This is a genomic window from Brassicibacter thermophilus, assembly GCF_055378355.1.
Map to the genome: position 1 here is coordinate 2,133,494 of NZ_AP042446.1, position 19,802 is coordinate 2,153,295.

Here is a 19,802-nt window from a genome sequence, read left to right on the forward strand (position 1 = left end):
ATTTTTAAGGCTTGCGCCTTCAAAACTGCACAGTGAATTTTCCTGGTCAAGTCCTCGACCTATTAGTATCACTAAGCTAAAGATATCACTATCCTTACACCTGTGACCTATCAACCAGGTAGTCTACCTGGGGTCTTACTCTTTAAAAAGATGGGAAATCTTATCTTGAGGGTGGCTTCGCGCTTAGATGCCTTCAGCGCTTATCCTTTCCAGACTTAGCTACTCAGCCATGCTCCTGGCGGAACAACTGATACACCAGTGGTCTGTCCATCCCGGTCCTCTCGTACTAGGGACAGCTCCTCTCAAATTTCCTACGCCCACGACGGATAGGGACCGAACTGTCTCACGACGTTCTGAACCCAGCTCGCGTGCCTCTTTAATGGGCGAACAGCCCAACCCTTGGGACCTACTCCAGCCCCAGGATGAGACGAGCCGACATCGAGGTGCCAAACCTCCCCGTCGATGTGGACTCTTGGGGGAGATAAGCCTGTTATCCCCGGGGTAGCTTTTATCCGTTGAGCGATGGCCCTTCCACTCGGTGCCACCGGATCACTAAGTCCAACTTTCGTTCCTGCTCGAGATGTATCTCTCGCAGTCAAGCTCCCTTCTGCCTTTACACTCTACGCACGATTTCCGACCGTGCTGAGGGAACCTTTGAGCGCCTCCGTTACTCTTTAGGAGGCGACCGCCCCAGTCAAACTGCCCAACTGACAGTGTCCCAAGACCGGTTTCACGGTCTCTGGTTAGAATTTCGGCATCATAAGAGTGGTATCCCAAGGTCGACTCCACCGAAGCTGGCGCCCCGGCTTCTAAGTCTCCCACCTATCCTGTACATACGATACCAAAATCCAATGTCAGCCTGCAGTAAAGCTCCACGGGGTCTTTCCGTCCTGTCGCGGGTAACTCGCATCTTCACGAGTACTACAATTTCACCGGATCCCTTGTTGAGACAGTGCCCAAATCGTTACACCTTTCGTGCGGGTCGGAACTTACCCGACAAGGAATTTCGCTACCTTAGGACCGTTATAGTTACGGCCGCCGTTTACTGGGGCTTAAGTTCACACCTTCGCTTTCGCTAAGCGTTCCCCTTAACCTTCCAGCACCGGGCAGGTGTCAGCCCCTATACATCGTCTTTCGACTTAGCAGAGACCTATGTTTTTGGTAAACAGTCGCTTGGGCCTCTTCACTGCGGCTAAATAAGGCTTCATACAGCTAGTGTATTAACCTCTTTTAGCACCCCTTATCCCGAAGTTACGGGGTCATTTTGCCGAGTTCCTTAACAAGGGTTCTTCCGCTCATCTTAGGATTCTCTCCTCGCCTACCTGTGTCGGTTTGCGGTACGGGTACCTGCTCGCTCGATAGAGGCTTTTCTCGACAGTGTGGAATCAGTTAGTTCGCTACTTATTTTTCGCTCCCCATCACCTCTTAGGATTACTTCTACGGATTTGCCTATAGAAGCTCCCTACTGGCTTAGACACACTCAACCAACGGTGTGCATAACCTATCCTCCTGTGTCACCCCATTTCTCAAACGCTTACAGGTAGTACAGGAATCTCAACCTGTTGTCCATCGCCTACGCCATTCGGCCTCGGCTTAGGTCCCGACTAACCCTGAGAGGACGAGCCTTCCTCAGGAAACCTTAGGCTTTCGATGGGTAGGATTCTCACCTACCTTTCGCTACTCATGCCAGCATTCTCTCTTCTGTATAGTCCACCATTCCTTACGGTATAGCTTCAGTCCATACAGAATGCTCCTCTACCGATACATACGTATCCCACAGCTTCGGTGACAGGTTTGAGCCCCGGAAATTTTCGGCGCAAGACCACTCGACCAGTGAGCTATTACGCACTCTTTAAATGAATGGCTGCTTCTAAGCCAACATCCTGGTTGTCTGTGTAGTCTTACATCCTTTTCCACTTAACCTGTACTTAGGGACCTTAGCTGGTGATCTGGGCTGTTTCCCTTTTGACTACGAAACTTATCTCACGTAGTCTGACTCCCAAGAAACATGACTGTGGCATTCGGAGTTTGATAGGTTTTGGTAGCGTATGAACGCCCCTAGACCATTCAGTGCTCTACCTCCACGTCACTATTACTTGAGGCTAGCCCTAAAGCTATTTCGAGGAGAACCAGCTATATCCGGGTTCGATTGGAATTTCACCGCTACCCACAGGTCATCCGATAGCTTTTAAACGCTAAACGGTTCGAGCCTCCACGAAATTTTACTTCCGCTTCACTCTGCCCATGGGTAGGTCACCCGGTTTCGGGTCTACGACATGCAACTAAAACGCCCTATTAAGACTCGGTTTCCCTACGGCTCCATTGCATAGCAACTTAACCTTGCTGCATATCGTAACTCGCTGGCCCGTTCTACAAAAAGTACGCGGTCGTACATAAAAAGTACTTCCACTGCTTGTAAACATAGGGTTTCAGGTTCTATTTCACTCCCCTCCCGGGGTTCTTTTCACCTTTCCCTCACGGTACTACTTCGCTATCGGTCACCAGGTAGTATTTAGCCTTGGGGGGTGGTCCCCCCAGCTTCCCACAGGGTTTCACGTGTCCCGTGGTACTCTGGAATACAGCTAGAATTCATATCGTTTAACTTACAGGACTTTCACCTTCTATGGTGGTACTTTCCAGAACTCTTCAGCTACGATAATCCTTCTTTTATGCTGCATCCACAACCCCAGTAAAGGAAACCTCTACTGGTTTGGGCTCTTCCCCGTTCGCTCGCCGCTACTTAGGGAATCGATTTTTCTTTCTCTTCCTCGGGGTACTTAGATGTTTCAGTTCCCCCGGTGTCCCCTCAACTACCTATGTATTCAGTAGTTGATACCTAGAGTTTACTCTAGGTGGGTTTCCCCATTCGGAAATCCCCGGATCAAAGCCTACTTGCGGCTACCCGAGGCATATCGGTGCTTATCCCGTCCTTCATCGGCTCCTGGTGCCAAGGCATCCACCCTATGCTCTTAATAACTTGACCAGAAATTGTAGTACTTAGTTACTCTTAGTAGTTACCAGCAATTAAATTGCTAGTATCTATCCATGTATCTAGTACTTACTATATTCACTGTGCAATTTTCAAGGTGCAATGGTGGAGATGAGGAGATTCGAACTCCTGACCCCCTGCTTGCAAGGCAGGTGCTCTCCCAACTGAGCTACACCCCCACGAAATGATTGCCCAATCCTATTTTATTGGACACTCAAAACAAAACAGTACAGAACCCTAAATAGTCTAAATTAAAGTGTTACTCCTTAGAAAGGAGGTGATCCAGCCGCACCTTCCGATACGGCTACCTTGTTACGACTTCACCCCAGTCATCGGTCCTACCTTCGACAGCTGCCCCCAAAAGGTTAGCTCACTGGCTTCGGGTATTACCGACTCCCATGGTGTGACGGGCGGTGTGTACAAGGCCCGGGAACGCATTCACCGCGACATGCTGATTCGCGATTACTAGCAACTCCGACTTCATGTGGGCGAGTTGCAGCCCACAATCCGAACTGGGACCGGCTTATTGGGATTCGCTCACTCTTACGAGCTCGCAGCCCGTTGTACCGGCCATTGTAGCACGTGTGTAGCCCAGGACATAAAGGGCATGATGATTTGACGTCATCCCCACCTTCCTCCGGTTTGTCACCGGCAGTCTCTCTAGAGTGCCCAGCATTACCTGATGGCAACTAAAGACAAGGGTTGCGCTCGTTGCGGGACTTAACCCAACATCTCACGACACGAGCTGACGACAACCATGCACCACCTGTCACCTCAGTCCCCGAAGGGAAAGTCCTATCTCTAGGACGGTCCGAGGGATGTCAAGCCCTGGTAAGGTTCTTCGCGTTGCGTCGAATTAAACCACATGCTCCGCTGCTTGTGCGGGCCCCCGTCAATTCCTTTGAGTTTCAGTCTTGCGACCGTACTCCCCAGGCGGAGTGCTTATTGTGTTAACTGCGGCACTGAAGGATGTCTCCCCCAACACCTAGCACTCATCGTTTACGGCGTGGACTACCAGGGTATCTAATCCTGTTCGCTCCCCACGCTTTCGTGCCTCAGCGTCAGTTACAGTCCAGAGAGTCGCCTTCGCCACTGGTATTCTTCCTAATATCTACGCATTTCACCGCTACACTAGGAATTCCACTCTCCTCTCCTGCACTCAAGTTATGCAGTTTCAAATGCTTACCTCGGTTAAGCCGAGGGCTTTCACATCTGACTTACATGACCGCCTACGCACCCTTTACGCCCAGTAATTCCGGACAACGCTCGCCCCCTACGTATTACCGCGGCTGCTGGCACGTAGTTAGCCGGGGCTTCCTCCTAAGGTACCGTCATTATCTTCCCTTAGGACAGAGCTTTACGACCCGAAGGCCTTCATCGCTCACGCGGCGTCGCTGCATCAGGGTTTCCCCCATTGTGCAATATTCCCCACTGCTGCCTCCCGTAGGAGTCTGGACCGTGTCTCAGTTCCAGTGTGGCCGTTCACCCTCTCAGGCCGGCTACCCATCGTCGCCTTGGTGAGCCGTTACCTCACCAACTAGCTAATGGGACGCGGGACCATCCTATACCGCTAACACTTTGACTCACATACCATGCGGTATTAGAGTTTCATGGGGTATTAATCCCGGTTTCCCGAGGCTATCCCCCAGTATAGGGCAGGTTTCCCACGCGTTACTCACCCGTCCGCCACTAAGCTTTAACTATTCCATCCGAAGACTTCCTAATTAAAGCTTCGTTCGACTTGCATGTGTTAGGCACGCCGCCAGCGTTTGTCCTGAGCCAGGATCAAACTCTCGCATTAAAAAATTTTATCTAATAGCCTAAGCTTTTACTCTTCAGAATTAACAGGTTCTGTACTGTTTAGTTTTCAATGTTCAATTTTAGCGACTTTTTTAATATACCATACTTTCTTTTTCTTGTCAAGCACTTTTTATCTTTTTCTTTAAATTATTTTCATCTTTTCTTGTGAACTCCTCGTGCCGACTCTTAAAACTATACCAGTTTTTTATCCTTTTGTCAACACATTTTTACAATAAAGATACTGTCAAGTAAAAGTTGGCAAAATTATTATTTTTAAATTTAATCATCCAATTTTGCTGTTTTAATTATGTTTTTATGCCCGATAGGGCAAGAGTATTCTATTTATACTTTCTACAATTTTAAAAATAAATTTACATATACTTTACAATGATTTCAAAATTGTTATTCTATAATACTAGACTTATGATTATAGAATAACAATAAGTCTGAGAGCCCTATTTTTAGGTCTAATTCTATTTATTCATCAGTATTAATGCTCTATTATGTTGTATTTTTTTAGGCTTATATTAGAGCATAGGTATCGTATGTTAGCTTATTCTTTTAAGTTATATAATATATTAGATATTAAAAACTTAGGTTCATTTGACTTGCACATTTGCAACCTAACATGTCCTTTATGGCTTTTCTTCCGTTAGTTACTGAACATTGACTAAATGGCATGCTTGCTCTTTTGTGTTTGTATATCTTGCTTTTCTTTGGCTTTTTATTTACTTCTGCTGCTGTTAATCCTACTTTTTCTATTATTTCTTCAAGCTTTTCTTCTTTTATTTCTTTGTTCAGTAGTGATTTTATTGTTGTTGCTAATTCTTTGCTTGCTTTTTCTGCTAGTATCTTGGCTAAGTTACTGGCTCCTTGTATTGACCAACTTGTTTTATTCCCTTTCATCCTTTGTGCTAATATATCACATATGCTATGTTCCATTGTTCCTAGATTTCTATATTTAATTCCTTCTGGTGGTTGCGGCATATTTATGTCTGGGCGAAGTTTGTAGAGCACTATCCCTTCTTTGTTGTTTACTAGGTAATTATATAGTGCCTGTAATTTCTTCATTTTCTTTTGATTATCATTGTTTTCTATCATTAGTTTTGTTATCATTTCTAATCCTTCTTCTATGTTACCATTGCTTAGTTTCTTTATTATTTCTTTTGCCTTTTTCTTATCTTCTATGTTCTTAAGTACTGCTTGATTTCTATGAAATGGATCTAATTGAAAGTGTGAATTGTCTTCTTTTATAACTTCTTTTATCCAGTTTGCTCCATCTCCATTTACTATTTTTGTTTCTATTTCGTCAGTATTATATTGTTTCGCTATTTTGGCTTGTCTTAGTTTTCTAAATTCTTTACTACTTCCAAAGCTTGCATATGCTTTTTTGTTCTTTAGTACATATCTATCTTTTTTCTCATGCTTCTTCTCCCAGCCTTCATAAAAAATTCCTAATTTTAGTTCTTTTTTCTCTTTTCCCTTAGTCTTTTTATCTTTACCTTGGATATTTATCCACACTCCATCCATTTCTTCAAACAATATTTTTGTTTCTTTTTTGCCTTGTAATTTTTCTTCGTTGTTTAATTTTATTTCGTGTTTTTCTTTTTGTTTTAGTTGTTCTCCTAAGTTTTGTATTATGTTCCAAGCTGCTGAATGACTTATACTTTGGTTTGTCATTTCTGTTATTTTATTTGCTGTTTTTCTATATGATTCATCTGTTGCTAGATCTACTATTTTTTCTACTAGATTTGTAGATATATGTCCTATGGTTTCCATTTTTAAGTATTCATCTAAAAGGCATTTGTAACCTCTTTTACCCTCTTGTGTAGTATATTGATATATTCTACGTTTATATTCAATTTCGCCCATTATTGTTTTTATGGTAGTTTTCTTTAATCCTTTATTTCTATATTCTTCTTTATCTCTTTCTTTCATTAATTTATTATCTAATTTTTCTAATAGCTCTACGAGCATTTCACATGCCTGTCGGCATACAAGCTTATATATAATTTTCTCTAAGTTCTTGAAATTAATTTCTTTTTCATCTAAACTTATATTATACATGTAATCATCCCTTTTATAGTTTTCTTATTAATTACTATTATATTGGATGATTCATATATGTTAAAGGTGCTTTCGGGCATCTTTTTCATTTTTGTTGTTTTTGCCTACTAAAATTATACTCTAAGTACAATAAATTTTATTTTTTTGTGAAAAACTATAATGAAAAATAAAAGATATAGTAACTATGCCTTCTTTGCCTTCTTTTTGACTTGATCTAAATAAGTTTTGCAAGATATAATAATTTTATCTTTCGGATTTAGCTTATAAGCACATTCTATATCCTTTTCTCCACTTTTAATATCTCCCATTTTAATATATGTCATTCCCCTATTACACATTATTTCACAATCATTTGGCCTTTTTTGAAGAGCTTTATTAAAATATTCTATAGCTTCATTAAATTTCCCCAGATTAGCTTCACATATACCAATTTCATTCAAAGTGTCAATTTGATCAGCATTTAATTCAAGCACTTTATTATAGTATTCTTTAGCTTTTTTATAATTATCAAGAAATCTATAAGCAAGTCCTATCATAAAATATAAATTCCACCAATCATTATATCTCTCCAATAAAGGTAAAAGCTTTTTAAGTCCTTCTAAAGGATCACCGTTTAATACAGCATTGTATCCTTCTTCATACTGTACACAATCATCAATAAGTAAAAGATTTTGTCTTATTTCTTCAATTTTACTTGGATCATCACCTAATTGCATATACTTTTGCCAAGTAAGCTGGCATTTCTTAAACTGTTTACTATTTCTATAATAAAAACCTAAATTATAGTACGCCAAAGCATATTTAGGATTAATATTTGTAATCTCCTCTAATATCTGTCTTGATTCATTTAAAAAAATATCTCCTTTTTGTTTCATACCTACGTCATAAAGTCTTTTTCCTTTCTCTTCAAGAGCCAAAGAATAGTTATAAAGTGCTTTTTCATTTTTTGGGTTTATATTTACTAAAGCCCTTAAATATATCAATCCATCATCTAATTTACCATTTTTCAAAAATTTAATAGCACTAAACAATATATAACTTTCAATTTTTTCGTCGTATTTTAATAATATTTCTTTATAAATATCATTATACACAAATTCAGGGTCAACCCCTATGGTATATATCATTCCATTTACTATTGAAGATATTTTAATTTCTTCATTTACATTACCAGTTTTTATTTCTTCTACTAATTCGTCTATCACTATAGGAAGAGGTACTTTATTATCAACTTTGTAACCATTTATGTCTATATATGAGTTTGGTTTTATCTCTATAAAAGATAAGTTTTTAGTCTTATCTTTAAAATATTCACTTATACTTTTCATCCTATTCACCTGCCTTATTTATATAAATCTCGCATGTATTTTCTTTTTCTTCTAGTACTAGTACTCAAAAGTTCAAATAATATACCCCTATAAATCATGGCATAAGAAAGCAACACTTGAGATATTATATATTTTAGTAACCCTGATTGGGGAATAATAAAATTAATACTTAATGAAAAATAACTATTAATAAATTTACCAGTAATAAAATATATAGCTATCGAAAATAATATGTTAGGTAATAACCACTCTAACCAATTTTCTCTTATAAAGTTAAAAGCATATAATATTGTTTCCCACGATGAATAATGCTTTAGATAAATAGATTCAGGTAAAGCATTAAATATTATAAAAACTAAAAGGGAAATTATTAAATCAATTTCAAGTGGTAATGCAGCTCCTATAACTGGGTATAAAATTCTATCATATAAAAAACTTACAACCCATGCAATGAACAAAATTCCATATATTTTCCACAAATAGACACCAAAACCTTCTTTAAAATCAGCTAAAGAAAATTTTCCTCTTTTCACAATACTGTTTAATAAGTATAAGTAACTTGAAATTATAGCACTCATAGCTATAGCAATAGCTAACCCAGCAAATATACTTAATACTCCTCTAAATAATATTGAAACAATCCATATTAGCCCAATATTAATCATCATATATACTATACCAGTAAAAATAAACCCCCAGTTTTTAACAAACAATTTTGCCGCTTTCTTACCAGTACTTTTATTTATATAAACTAAATCATTAATTATGTCCAATATCATCACTCCTCAATTCATCGAATTCTTGTGTTATATCATAAAAATCCACATTATTCAATACTTTTTCATCATTATAAACAAATAACAAAATTCTCTTTTCTTTGTCAATCATATTTTCTGCTAAGTAATCACCTTTAATAAAAGACAAAATATCAAAAGAAAATGAATCCATATAAATTTGATTTAAAATCTTTTTTGTTGGACTGTTTTTATAGTCAGTTAAATAACAATTTAAAATTCTAGTATTTTTTAGTAAAGCATGCTTATATTTTTTGTCAATAATATTCTTATTTATAAGATAACTAGGTATAGCCGGATTCTTGTGAAAAAGAATATAGTCAAATCTCATTAGTTCCCTAAATATACAAATGTTATTTTTATCTAAATTGCTATAAAAATCATATAAAATACTGTAAAGAGCTTCTCTACTATGAGACAATCTATGGAATTCATTTTCTTCCCAATATATACTAAAATCCTCATAAAAATCAAAAGCACTATTATAATGGTTTTCTATTATAAAGTTAAGGGAGTGTGAAAATCCTCCATTATTCCAATATTTTTCTACCAAATCCTCAATTGTCTTCAATCTGAGAATTTCAGAATAAGTTATATAATTGTTTTCTAGCACCTCATAAGGTGGTCTATCTATATACTTATATCCGTATTTAGCACTGTTTATTCTAAGACCTGAACCTTTTAAAAGTTTAAGAAAGCCAAGTTGAAGTTTATCAGGTTTTAAGTCATATATATCGTTAAATGACTTTTTAAAACTCTCGTAATCTTCTAATGGTAGACCTGCAATTAAATCTAAGTGTAAATGAATGTTCCTATAACTATGAAGCTCTTTTACGATTTCTTTTAATTTTTTTAGATTAGTATCTCTTTGTATTTCATTTAGAACATCTAAATTAGTAGTTTGTACACCTATCTCAAATTGAAATAATCCTTCAGGAACATTTTTTAAAAACTGTAACATTTCTTTGTCCATTAAATGAGCATTAATTTCAAAATGAAAATTTATTCCCTTAACATTTTTTTTCACTATATATTTCATAATATTCATAGCAACATTTTTATTAGCATTAAAAGTCCTATCAACAAATTTTACTTGTTTTACCTTTGCATTTATGAGATTGTCTAAATCTTCTTTCACCCTTTCTAATGAAAAAAAAGTCAATCCTTTAATAGTCGAAGAAAGACAAAATTGACAATTAAAAGGGCAACCCCTTGAAGCCTCATAATAAACGATTTTATTTTTAAATTGTGATAAATTTTTTTTAAAAGGGGATGGTATTACATCTAAATTCTTTATAGGTTCTCTAGGTTCATTTTTCTTTATTATGTTTTTATTTCTATATACTATACCTTTGATATTACTAAAATCATTATTTTTATCTTTCAATGCGTTAATTAACTCTTTAAAAGTTACTTCACCTTCACCATATACTATAAAATCTATAAACCAATTCTTCTCAAGTATTTTTTCACTGTCAAAAGATACTTCAGGCCCTCCAAGAATTATTTTTACAGCTGGCTTGATAAGTTTAAGTCGTTGACAAATGTTCATAGTCTCATTTAAATTCCAAATATAACATGAAAAAGCTACTATATCAGGGTTCTGCTTATAAATCTCTCCAGTAATATAGTCATCCTTTTGATTTATAGTAAATTCCATAGTCAAAATATCCAAATCGCAATCTTGACAATAACTTTCTAAATACCTTATAGATAAAGATGAATGAATAAATTTTGAATTTAATGTAGTTAATAAAATTTTCATATTTATATGCCTACCTTTTTTTTATTGATATATTTTTAATGGTATAAGTAAGTAAATTCAATGACAATACTAATTTTAAAACTTTTATACCAAAATGTACTTGAATAACAAAAAAGGGAAAGTCAATTTTTCTTATGGGTATATTATAACACAAGTTTAATCCTTGTATAGACATTATAATATTTTAGTACATATTGTAATACTATTTGGTACATATCTGCTTTATATTTTAGTAGAATTAATTAAAAATTTTCACTAAAGTATAATTTATTAATTCGTGTATATTTTTTGTTGAAATATATGGTTTCTTAAAGGTATTTTGATTTTTACATCGAAATATAATTTAATAGGACATTAAATATCATTTGTAGTAAAGGAAGGAGAATAATAGAATGCAAGAATTTGAAAAAATATCGATTTTTGAAATATCAAAAAAAGATATGCTTATGATTATTGAAGCACTTGAATATACGGGAAAAAATACAAATATTAATGACTTCTTAATATTAAAAGACAACATTATTAAAGAATTAAGTGAACTTTCTGGTGCAAATAGCGAAAAAGAGTTTTTAAGTTATTTAGAAAAGTCCTCAATTTCCTGAGGGCTTTTAAATTTATATATTCCTGATTTAGATTTCACGTATATAACAATTTTATCTTTACTATCCATTCTATTTATTACTTTACAATTATTTAATAAGCTATGAAAAAACTTATCTCCAGTTTTAAAACTAAAAATATCTGGTAAAATATATTTATCTATCTTCAAATTTGATGGATGTATCTTACCTTTTCTAAGTTTATATAAATATCCTGCTAAATTTTTTAAAAAAACATCATTGTGAATTTTATTTTTATCATTAATTTCACCTAGTAGTCCTTTAAACCCAAATATGAAAAAATTTTGAACTTTATTTTCTTTTGATATTCCATGATCTAACATATTTAAACAACTTCTAAGAATTCTATACTTACTTGCTATAAAAGATTGTGAATTCAATATATTTAATAAGTTTATCCTTTCTTTCTCAAAATGAACTCTATAGTTTCCAGGATAATTATCTATTCTATCTTTGTAATAATCTTTATATGTGTTAATATAGTTCACCTGTGAAAAATTTATTATCTCTTCTTTCAGTTTTAATTTAATATCATTAAAATCAGAATCATTTAACACTAAAGATAACAATTTTGCCAAAGCTATTCCTTCAAACAAACAAGATATATTCCCAGTCGTAAATAATATATTTTTAATTACTTCATCAACAACTATATCCCATTTTTCGTTAGCAAATACAATAGGAACCAATCTGCTATATATACTATCGTCCTCTCCCCAATAAACATCATTACACCAATTATAAAAATTAATTAAATTTCTATTTCCTCCATTTCTATAATAAAACCATAATTTTAATTCCTCATTAAATCTAAAATAATCTATTCTATTACCAACGTCTTCTAAGCATGGCAATAAAGATTTTGCAGTAAATATCATAGTTTCTACTTCATATGTATACTGACTATCATTCTTTACACTAGCATTACATCCATTTAATATAAAATCTCTTATCTTTTTTTCCACTCAAATTACACTCCTAACATTTATTATATTTAGTATATCAAAATATTAGATATTTAAAAAGGAAATAGCTTAATACAATTTATTATACTTCAGCTATTTCCAAAAATTAATTTTAATTTTCTTTATGATACAATTCTGCATACATATTTCTATATTCGATTACCCTATTAGAGTATGTACTAGCAGCTGGATTTCTATATCCTCCCCTAGACGCAATATACTTTTTCAATCCACCTTCACCTCTATTATAAGCTGTTAAAGCTTTATGTATATCATTATTAAATACATCCATTAAATAAGCTAGGTGAGTTGTAAAAAGATTTATATTGTATTTTGCATCAAATAACATATCAGGGCTATAATCTAAATTTAGGTTATTCGCAAGGATTCTTGCTGTTCCATCCATTATTTGCCCTAGTCCTCTTTCTCCATGACTACCAACTAATTTTTTATTGAAATTGCTCTCAACCTTCATTATTCCCATAAGAAGAAATAAATCTAAATTCTTTTCCTTTGCTTTTTCTATAAGATATTCACTTTCGTCTTTATCTAATCCAGTTTCTTTCATTATAAAATCTATTTCTGTACTTTTATCTTCAAGCTTGCCTAAATCAATAGAGCCAATCACCTTCATATCGTTGATACTACTTAAATTTATTTCTTTATATTCATCTTGATTTACCATAATTCCATATACTGTGCTGCTAAAAATGACAATAATCGCTAGAATTAGATAAATTAAAAAATTTTTTTCCATTTTTTCACTCCTCTCAATTTTTGCACAAGAACTATTATATAAATTATGGTTATACAAGTCAATATTGTTACATTAACGTAACTAGACCTTATATGGTAAGCATGTCCAAATTTATATTTTTTATAACACTACAAATGCCTAGATTTGAGAAGAGCATTTTTATTTAAAATAAAGTATTATTTAAAATTCTCTACAATTCTATTAGGATAATAAAAGAGCAAGGTGTATATATACACCTTGCTCTTTTATCTATATCATTTATTATAATAATTACATTTTTTCCGGAGTTTCTATGCCTAATAAATTTAATCCAATTTTTAAAGTTGTCATTGTAGCATATACTAATAACAATCTCGCTTTCTTAACCTTTTCGTCTTCAACAATTATTGGACACTCATGATAAAATTTATTAAAAGCCTGAGCTATGTCAGTAATATGTCTTGTTATAAAAGATGGCTCGTTTTTCTCCATAGCATCAATTATAACTCTTGGCAACCCTTGAATTAACCTTATTACCTCAACAGATTCATCATTTGTCAACAAGGAATAATCAACATCCCCATCAATCTCAATATTTGCTTTGTTTATTACACTATTTGCTCTTGCATAACTATATTGTACATATGGGCCTGTTTCTCCTTCAAAGCTTAAAGTTCGTTCCCAAGAAAAAACATAATCTTTTATCCTACTATTTGACAATTCCTGAAATATTACTGCACCTATTCCAACTTGCTTTGTTACTTTGTCTTTATCTTCCAGATTTGGGTTTCTTTCTAATATAATCTCTTTTGTCTTTTCAATAGCCTTATTTAATACATCTTCTAAGAATACTACCCTACCTTTTCTTGTAGCTAAAGTACCATTCTCTAAACTAACCATTCCAAATGGAACATGAACACAATCATCAGCCCAATCATACCCCATAAGCTGTATAACCTTTTTTAATTGTTTGAAATGAAGATTTTGCTGTGAAGCAACTACATAAATATTTTTGTAAAAATTATATTTTCTTTTCCTATATATAGCTGCAGCAATATCTCTAGTTATATATAGCGTTGAACCGTCACTTTTTTTGATAAGTGCTGGAGGCATACCAAAAGGTTCTAAATCTACTATTTCAGCTCCTTCTGATTCTTTTAATAATCCTTTTTCATGTAAAATATCAATTACCTCTGGCATCTTATCAGAATAAAAGCTCTCTCCAGCATAAGAATCAAATTTAATTCCTAGCATATCATATACACGATTAAACTCCTTTAGGCTAACATCCCTAATCCATTGCCATAACTCTTTAGCTTCATTATCTCCGTCTTCTAGTTTTTTAAACCAGTTTCTAGCTTCATCATCTAAATTAGGTTCTTTTTCTGCTTCCTCGTGAAACTTAACATAAAGCTTTAATAATTCAGGAATAGGATTTTCTTCGACTACAGCTTTATCTCCCCATCTTTTAAAAGCTACTATTAACTTTCCAAATTGAGTACCATAATCTCCTAAATGATTTATAGCTATAGCATTGTAACCTAAAAACTTATATATCCTATATAGTGCATTTCCAATAACAGTAGTTCTTATATGCCCAATGTGAAAAGGCTTTGCGATATTTGGTGATGAAAACTCAACTATGACATTTTTGCCTTCTCCTAAATTTGAACTTCCATACATTTGCCCTTTCTCTAAAACTTCATTTAATACAGTTTCAGCAAGGACTTTTTTGTTTATAAAGAAATTTACATATGGCCCTACATTTTCAATTTTTTCAAAATATTCATTTTCACTAATTTTCTTAACTATTTCCTCAGCTATAATATTAGGAGCTTTTCTAAATATCTTGGCCAACTTAAAACATGGCATTGCATAATCTCCCATATCATAACTTGGAGGAATCTCAATAAGATCACTTACCTCCTCTTTAGATAATGTATCTACATTATTTGTTATAAGTTCACAAATTTTTCCTTTAAAATCTATCATTTTATATCCTCCTTATGTATCCTTATAAATAAGTAAAAACCCTAATCTCAATAAAGAGACGAGGGTTTACCCGTGTTGCCACTCTAATTGGTATAATATAATATACCCACTCAAAACTTTAACGCAGTTTTACGTTTAATCCTACTATTATTTCAGACAACATCTCCAGAGCTCTTTTCAAGTATAAATGTTTACAAGGCTTACACCATCCCCTGTTCGCTATAAAACATATTATACTTTACTCTCTCCTTCATAGATTTTAGCTCTTCTTTTGTTATAAAATTTTACCATATTATTTTTTTACAATCAAGTATATTTTATAATATCTTTGGTCTACAACCTCAATACTAATTCTAACAATTATAAATTTTAACTCCAAAATAATTATACACTTAATTAATCGCTTATTGCTTTATTCATACTTTCTAAAACAAGCTGATCATACTCATTTTTATAGTAAACTACAACAACATCTTCTCCATCTTTTATCTCTTCATTATCAAGCTTTTGTTTTATTTCATCATTTAAACGAAAGCTTAAAGGCTCATCATCAATAATTATTTCTACTGAGTTATTATCAATTCTCCCAACATATTTACCTACTTTCTCAACTGTATCTTTCTTTTCAACTTTGCTATTATCTTCAAAAGCTTTGTCATCTGTTCCAACATTGAAAGTGCCAAGTTCAATATCTCTTCCATCATCATCTATTGCTAATAATACGTTTGGATAAGTAATAGCCTGTATAACGGATTGACCTGACTCTGGTGGGTTCACAGTAGCATTAATGCGTATTATATTTTCTTCCCCAACTACTGAATCTATTTTTACTGAATATCCTCCAGTATTTTTTTCTCCAGCACTAACTATAATATATTTTTTTCCATCGTAGTTTTCATTTGATACATGTATTCCATATGTCTTAAAATTATTATTATACCAATTTACCAAATTTTCATTTTCTATATCCTCAGGTGATATAATTTCATATTGAAGATCTCCCATTTTGTATTTGTTATTATCTTTTTCACATGCTGCCAAAGTGAAAATAATAGTGATAACTAATACTACTCCAAATATTTTTTTGTACATATAATCCTCCTCTCTCTAATTATTCTTTATGATTAGTACTGTAAATATACATTATTCCTATTGAATAATTGCATAATGTAAGTAGCCATACTTAAATTATCATACATTAAAATATAAGTTTTATCGTAACTTATTTAAGTACACTCTAATAATTTATGCAAAACAGTACTTAAGTACCGAAACAAAAGAATTTTATATATATTATTTGCTAGGAATATAAGTTTCAACAAACGATAATTTACCACTTAAATCTATATTATTTAACTTGTCCACTTTTTCCCCTTCAATTTTTATAACTACGTATTCATTGCCTTGAAAAAAAGTTAAAGTGTTAACTATAGATGCAACAGCTATATCTGTTTCACTTTTGTCCTTCAACCCATCCTTAAACTCTTTCGAAAGGTCTACATAAACAGTATCTCCTTCTTTTTCTAAGCTAATCACTTTTGTCCCTTTAGGAATTGGAGATACATACCCTTCGTATTGTTGAAAATTAAATAATTCTTCTAATGCAACTTCTTCAATAGTTTTATCTTTTAACTTTATGTCATCAGAGCTGATACTATACATCTCAGCTAATAGAATAGGTAAATCTTTATTTTTTAAATAAATTGCATATTGTATATCCCTCGTCTTTTCATTTATTAAATCTTCACTATCATCATTATTTTGATTGTTGGCAGTAGATTCTTCTTCATCAATCACATCAACATTATCTAGTTCTTCTTTTTCCTTATCACATGCAGAAAGTGTAAAAATCAAAACAATACATAAAATTAAACTAGTCATCTTTAATTTCATTATAATTCCCCCTCATTACCATCGTTTAAATCTTCTTCAGTTAAAACCTTTATTCCATTTTCGATAAGCATTTTAGCTGTTACACCATTTCCTTGTATAAGTTTCCCACTAAATGTTCCATCGTAAATCACGCCACAACCACAAGAAGGACTTCTAGATTTCAGTATGGCTTTGTTTGCTCCAATTTCTTTAGCCAGTTTTAATACTTCCATAGCACCTCTTTCAAAATTTTCGGTTACATCCTTATTATTAATACTCTTAACCTTCATAATGCCATTTTCAACAATGATTTCACTAGGATCTCTAGGTGTAGTTAAACCACCTAATTGTTCGGGGCATACAAGAATTGCCTTCCCTTTTTTCACTAATTTTAATATTCGTTTATCTAAATTATTCTTACCGTCGTATCTACAATTAATTCCTGCTAGACAAGCACTTACAATATACATAAGCTACCCCTCCTTATTTTAACTGAGCTACAGTAACTCCATCTCCACCTTCTCCATATTTACCTAGTCTATATGATTTAATATGTTTATGCTTTTTTAATAACTGCCCTATTCCATTTCTCAATACTCCAGTACCTTTACCATGAATTATATATACCTGTTCTAATCCAGCAATATATGCATCATCCAAATATTTATCTAAATCTAATATAGCTTCTTCTAAATTTTTACCTCTTAAATCTATTTCATTTTTTATCCCTTTAGCTTTTGACTTAATTATATTTTTAGTAATAGTTTTACTTTTCTCCTTCTCATCTTTGCTCATTCTTTCTAAAGATGAAACAGCTACATTTACTTTCATTATTCCAATTTGAACAGTTACATTGCCGTTATCATCTGGAAGAGAAATAATATTACCAGTTTGCCCAAGGGTTAAGACTTTAACAGTTTCTCCTAGTTTAAGATTTTTTGGCGGATTCTTATTAGTTTTTTTAAGAACATCTTCAGTAAGTTCTTTTTGAACATTGTCTAATTTGCTCTTTAATCTATCTTTTGCTTCTTGAATCCTTTTATTTTTCTCTTTTTCAATTTCAACTGAAATCTCTTTTAGCTCTTTTATTATTTCTTCCGTCTCTTGTTTTGCATCTTTCAATATTCTATTTGCCTCTATTTTTGCTTCCCTAATTATCCTTTGTCTAGTATTTTCTATTTTTTTCTCTTTCTCTTCTAATTCCTTTTTAAGTTTATTAAGCTCTAATTTAAGTCTCTCTGACTCTTCCTTATTCTTCTCACTTATTCGTCTATCTTTTTCTATAGTTGCTAAAACATCTTCAAATTCTATATTTTCTTTTGATAGAAGATTTTGCGCGCTTTTAATTATATGTTCCTGAAGTCCTAACCTTTTAGATATTTCAAATGCATTTGATTTACCAGGAACCCCAATCATCAATCTATAAGTAGGACTTAACGAGTCAACATCAAATTCTACTGACGCATTTTCAATGCCTTCAGTAGTCAAAGCATAAACTTTAAGTTCACTATAATGCGTAGTAGCAATAGTCTTTACTCCATTTTCATGTAAATAATTAAGCACCGACATAGCTAAAGCAGCACCTTCAGTAGGATCTGTGCCTGCACCTAACTCATCTAGCAAAACAAGCATGTTTTTTTTAACATTATTTAATATATTAACAATATTAGTCATATGAGATGAAAATGTACTTAAACTCTGTTCTATGCTCTGTTCATCCCCTATATCTGCAAATACATTATCATATACTGCCATTTCAGTCCCGTAATCGGCAGGAACTTGAATTCCTGATTGTGCCATCAGGGTTAATAAACCTACTGTTTTCAATGATACTGTTTTACCTCCAGTATTAGGTCCAGTTATTATTAGTGTGTCAAAATCTTTACCTAGACTAACGTTTATTGGTACAACAATTTTAGGATCTAGTAAAGGATGTCTTCCATTTTTTATTTTAATATAACCTTTATCATTAAGTAATGGCTTTACTCCTTTCATTTCTAAAGCCAATTTTGCTTTTGCAAAAATAAAATCAATCTTAGCTAGTATATTAACATTGTTTCTTATATCAACACTAACAGCTGATACAAGATTAGTTAACTCTATTAATATTCTTTCTATTTCCTGTTTTTCCTTTATTTTTAATTCCTTCAAATCATTATTTAAGTTAACTATAGCCATTGGTTCAATAAAAAGAGTAGCACCACTTGATGACTGGTCGTGAACTAATCCAGGAAAACTCGATTTGTTTTCTTGTTTAACAGGAACTACATATCTACCTTCTCTTATAGTAATTATTGCATCTTGAAGATATTTTCTATTTGTTGGAGAATTGATTATAGAATTAAGTTTACTTCTAATAGCCTCATTTTTTTGACTAATTTGTCTTCTAATATTTCTTAAACTAGAACTAGCATTATCTGATATTTCTTCATCACTAACTATAGCATAAAATATACTATCTTCTACATCTTTGAAAACTCTCAATCCTGATATCAAATCTCCTAGTATAGGATAACTAGAGTTTTTATCTTCTTTAGCTTGCTTTAAAAATCCCTTCATCTGCCTAGAAGCTCTTAGTGTATCAGCAATCCTCAATAATTCCCCTGGAGCAAGCATAGCACCTATTTCAGCTCTTTTAATTTCACTAGATATATCATGTATTCCACCTAATGGAGGACTTCCTCTCTTAATTAACAATGATACTGCTTCGTCTGTTTCATCTTGTAATTTTTGTACCAAATTAATATCTGTAACTGGCATAAGCTTTTTAGCAAGCTCCATACCAAGAGATGACTCTGCTTTGTCTACAAGCTTTTTAATGATCTTATCATATTCTAAAACTCTCAAAGTCTTTTCGTTCATTTTATCACTCCT

Annotated in this window: 12 protein-coding genes, 1 tRNA gene, 2 rRNA genes and 1 other annotated feature; of the genes, 1 reads left to right on the top strand and 14 read right to left on the bottom strand. The window is 33.2% G+C overall.

Annotation, left to right across the window (positions count from 1 at the left end; all coding sequences use genetic code 11):
* Positions 1–42: 42 nt before the first annotated feature.
* From ACZ41D_RS10300 to ACZ41D_RS10330, 7 genes are all read right to left on the bottom strand, one after another.
* A 23S ribosomal RNA gene (locus ACZ41D_RS10300) occupies positions 43–2,983 on the bottom strand.
* A 109-nt stretch (positions 2,984–3,092) separates the two neighbouring features.
* Positions 3,093–3,168, bottom strand: a tRNA-Ala gene (locus ACZ41D_RS10305).
* A gap of 91 nt (positions 3,169–3,259) precedes the next feature.
* Positions 3,260–4,790, bottom strand: a 16S ribosomal RNA gene (locus ACZ41D_RS10310).
* The 16S and 23S rRNA genes sit together here with 1 tRNA gene alongside, the layout of an rRNA operon.
* A gap of 584 nt (positions 4,791–5,374) precedes the next feature.
* Complete coding sequence (locus ACZ41D_RS10315) at positions 5,375–6,856, bottom strand: ISLre2 family transposase (protein WP_464150702.1); 1,482 nt, start codon at positions 6,854–6,856, stop codon at positions 5,375–5,377.
* Between the two features lie 182 nt (positions 6,857–7,038).
* Positions 7,039–8,184: a tetratricopeptide repeat protein gene (locus ACZ41D_RS10320; protein ID WP_464151330.1), complete on the bottom strand. Its 1,146-nt coding sequence runs from the start codon at positions 8,182–8,184 to the stop codon at positions 7,039–7,041.
* Positions 8,185–8,198: 14 nt separating this feature from the next.
* Positions 8,199–8,957, bottom strand: a complete 759-nt coding sequence (locus ACZ41D_RS10325; protein ID WP_464151331.1) for a hypothetical protein — start codon at positions 8,955–8,957, stop codon at positions 8,199–8,201.
* On the bottom strand, positions 8,944–10,743 hold the full coding sequence (locus ACZ41D_RS10330) for a B12-binding domain-containing radical SAM protein (RefSeq protein ID WP_464151332.1): 1,800 nt from the start codon (positions 10,741–10,743) through the stop codon (positions 8,944–8,946). The genes ACZ41D_RS10325 and ACZ41D_RS10330 overlap by 14 nt, the downstream gene beginning before the upstream one ends.
* Before the next feature lie 392 nt (positions 10,744–11,135).
* Here ACZ41D_RS10330 and ACZ41D_RS10335 point away from each other — a divergent pair, with 392 nt between their 5' ends.
* Positions 11,136–11,345: a hypothetical protein gene (locus ACZ41D_RS10335; RefSeq protein WP_464151333.1), complete on the top strand. Its 210-nt coding sequence runs from the start codon at positions 11,136–11,138 to the stop codon at positions 11,343–11,345.
* On the opposite strand, the gene ACZ41D_RS10340 is transcribed toward ACZ41D_RS10335, so the two are convergent.
* The 7 genes from ACZ41D_RS10340 to ACZ41D_RS10370 form a co-directional block, all read right to left on the bottom strand.
* Positions 11,318–12,328, bottom strand: coding sequence for a hypothetical protein (locus ACZ41D_RS10340; RefSeq protein ID WP_464151334.1), 1,011 nt, complete (start codon positions 12,326–12,328; stop codon positions 11,318–11,320). The genes ACZ41D_RS10335 and ACZ41D_RS10340 overlap by 28 nt on opposite strands.
* A 112-nt stretch (positions 12,329–12,440) precedes the next feature.
* Positions 12,441–13,085: a lytic transglycosylase domain-containing protein gene (locus ACZ41D_RS10345; RefSeq protein WP_464151335.1), complete on the bottom strand. Its 645-nt coding sequence runs from the start codon at positions 13,083–13,085 to the stop codon at positions 12,441–12,443.
* Positions 13,086–13,355: 270 nt separating this feature from the next.
* Positions 13,356–15,056, bottom strand: coding sequence for an arginine--tRNA ligase (gene argS / locus ACZ41D_RS10350; RefSeq protein ID WP_464151336.1), 1,701 nt, complete (start codon positions 15,054–15,056; stop codon positions 13,356–13,358).
* Positions 15,057–15,107: 51 nt separating this feature from the next.
* Positions 15,108–15,319, bottom strand: a binding site (T-box leader).
* Positions 15,320–15,452: 133 nt separating this feature from the next.
* Entirely contained in the window at positions 15,453–16,148 is a 696-nt protein-coding gene (locus ACZ41D_RS10355) for a protease complex subunit PrcB family protein (RefSeq protein ID WP_464151337.1), read from the bottom strand.
* 201 nt (positions 16,149–16,349) lie between these two features.
* Positions 16,350–16,949, bottom strand: coding sequence for a GerMN domain-containing protein (locus ACZ41D_RS10360; RefSeq protein WP_464151338.1), 600 nt, complete (start codon positions 16,947–16,949; stop codon positions 16,350–16,352).
* Positions 16,949–17,398 (bottom strand): 2-thiouracil desulfurase family protein, encoded by a 450-nt coding sequence (locus ACZ41D_RS10365; RefSeq protein ID WP_464151339.1) that lies wholly within the window; start codon positions 17,396–17,398, stop codon positions 16,949–16,951. The genes ACZ41D_RS10360 and ACZ41D_RS10365 overlap by 1 nt, the downstream gene beginning before the upstream one ends.
* Positions 17,399–17,411: 13 nt before the next feature.
* Positions 17,412–19,790 carry an endonuclease MutS2 gene (locus ACZ41D_RS10370; protein WP_464151340.1) on the bottom strand — a complete coding sequence of 793 codons (2,379 nt, stop codon included), beginning with the start codon at positions 19,788–19,790 and terminating at the stop codon, positions 17,412–17,414.
* Positions 19,791–19,802: the final 12 nt, after the last annotated feature.

Bases quoted from the DNA above. Each gene is read 5' to 3' on its own strand.
- ACZ41D_RS10335 (WP_464151333.1), top strand. From the start codon at position 11,136: ATGCAAGAATTTGAAAAAATATCGATTTTTGAAATATCAAAAAAAGAT.
- ACZ41D_RS10345 (WP_464151335.1), bottom strand. From the start codon at position 13,085: ATGGAAAAAAATTTTTTAATTTATCTAATTCTAGCGATTATTGTCATT.
- ACZ41D_RS10370 (WP_464151340.1), bottom strand. From the start codon at position 19,790: ATGAACGAAAAGACTTTGAGAGTTTTAGAATATGATAAGATCATTAAA.
- ACZ41D_RS10320 (WP_464151330.1), bottom strand. From the start codon at position 8,184: ATGAAAAGTATAAGTGAATATTTTAAAGATAAGACTAAAAACTTATCT.
- ACZ41D_RS10330 (WP_464151332.1), bottom strand. From the start codon at position 10,743: ATGAAAATTTTATTAACTACATTAAATTCAAAATTTATTCATTCATCT.
- argS (WP_464151336.1), bottom strand. From the start codon at position 15,056: ATGATAGATTTTAAAGGAAAAATTTGTGAACTTATAACAAATAATGTA.
- ACZ41D_RS10365 (WP_464151339.1), bottom strand. From the start codon at position 17,398: ATGTATATTGTAAGTGCTTGTCTAGCAGGAATTAATTGTAGATACGAC.
- ACZ41D_RS10315 (WP_464150702.1), bottom strand. From the start codon at position 6,856: ATGTATAATATAAGTTTAGATGAAAAAGAAATTAATTTCAAGAACTTA.
- ACZ41D_RS10360 (WP_464151338.1), bottom strand. From the start codon at position 16,949: ATGAAATTAAAGATGACTAGTTTAATTTTATGTATTGTTTTGATTTTT.
- ACZ41D_RS10355 (WP_464151337.1), bottom strand. From the start codon at position 16,148: ATGTACAAAAAAATATTTGGAGTAGTATTAGTTATCACTATTATTTTC.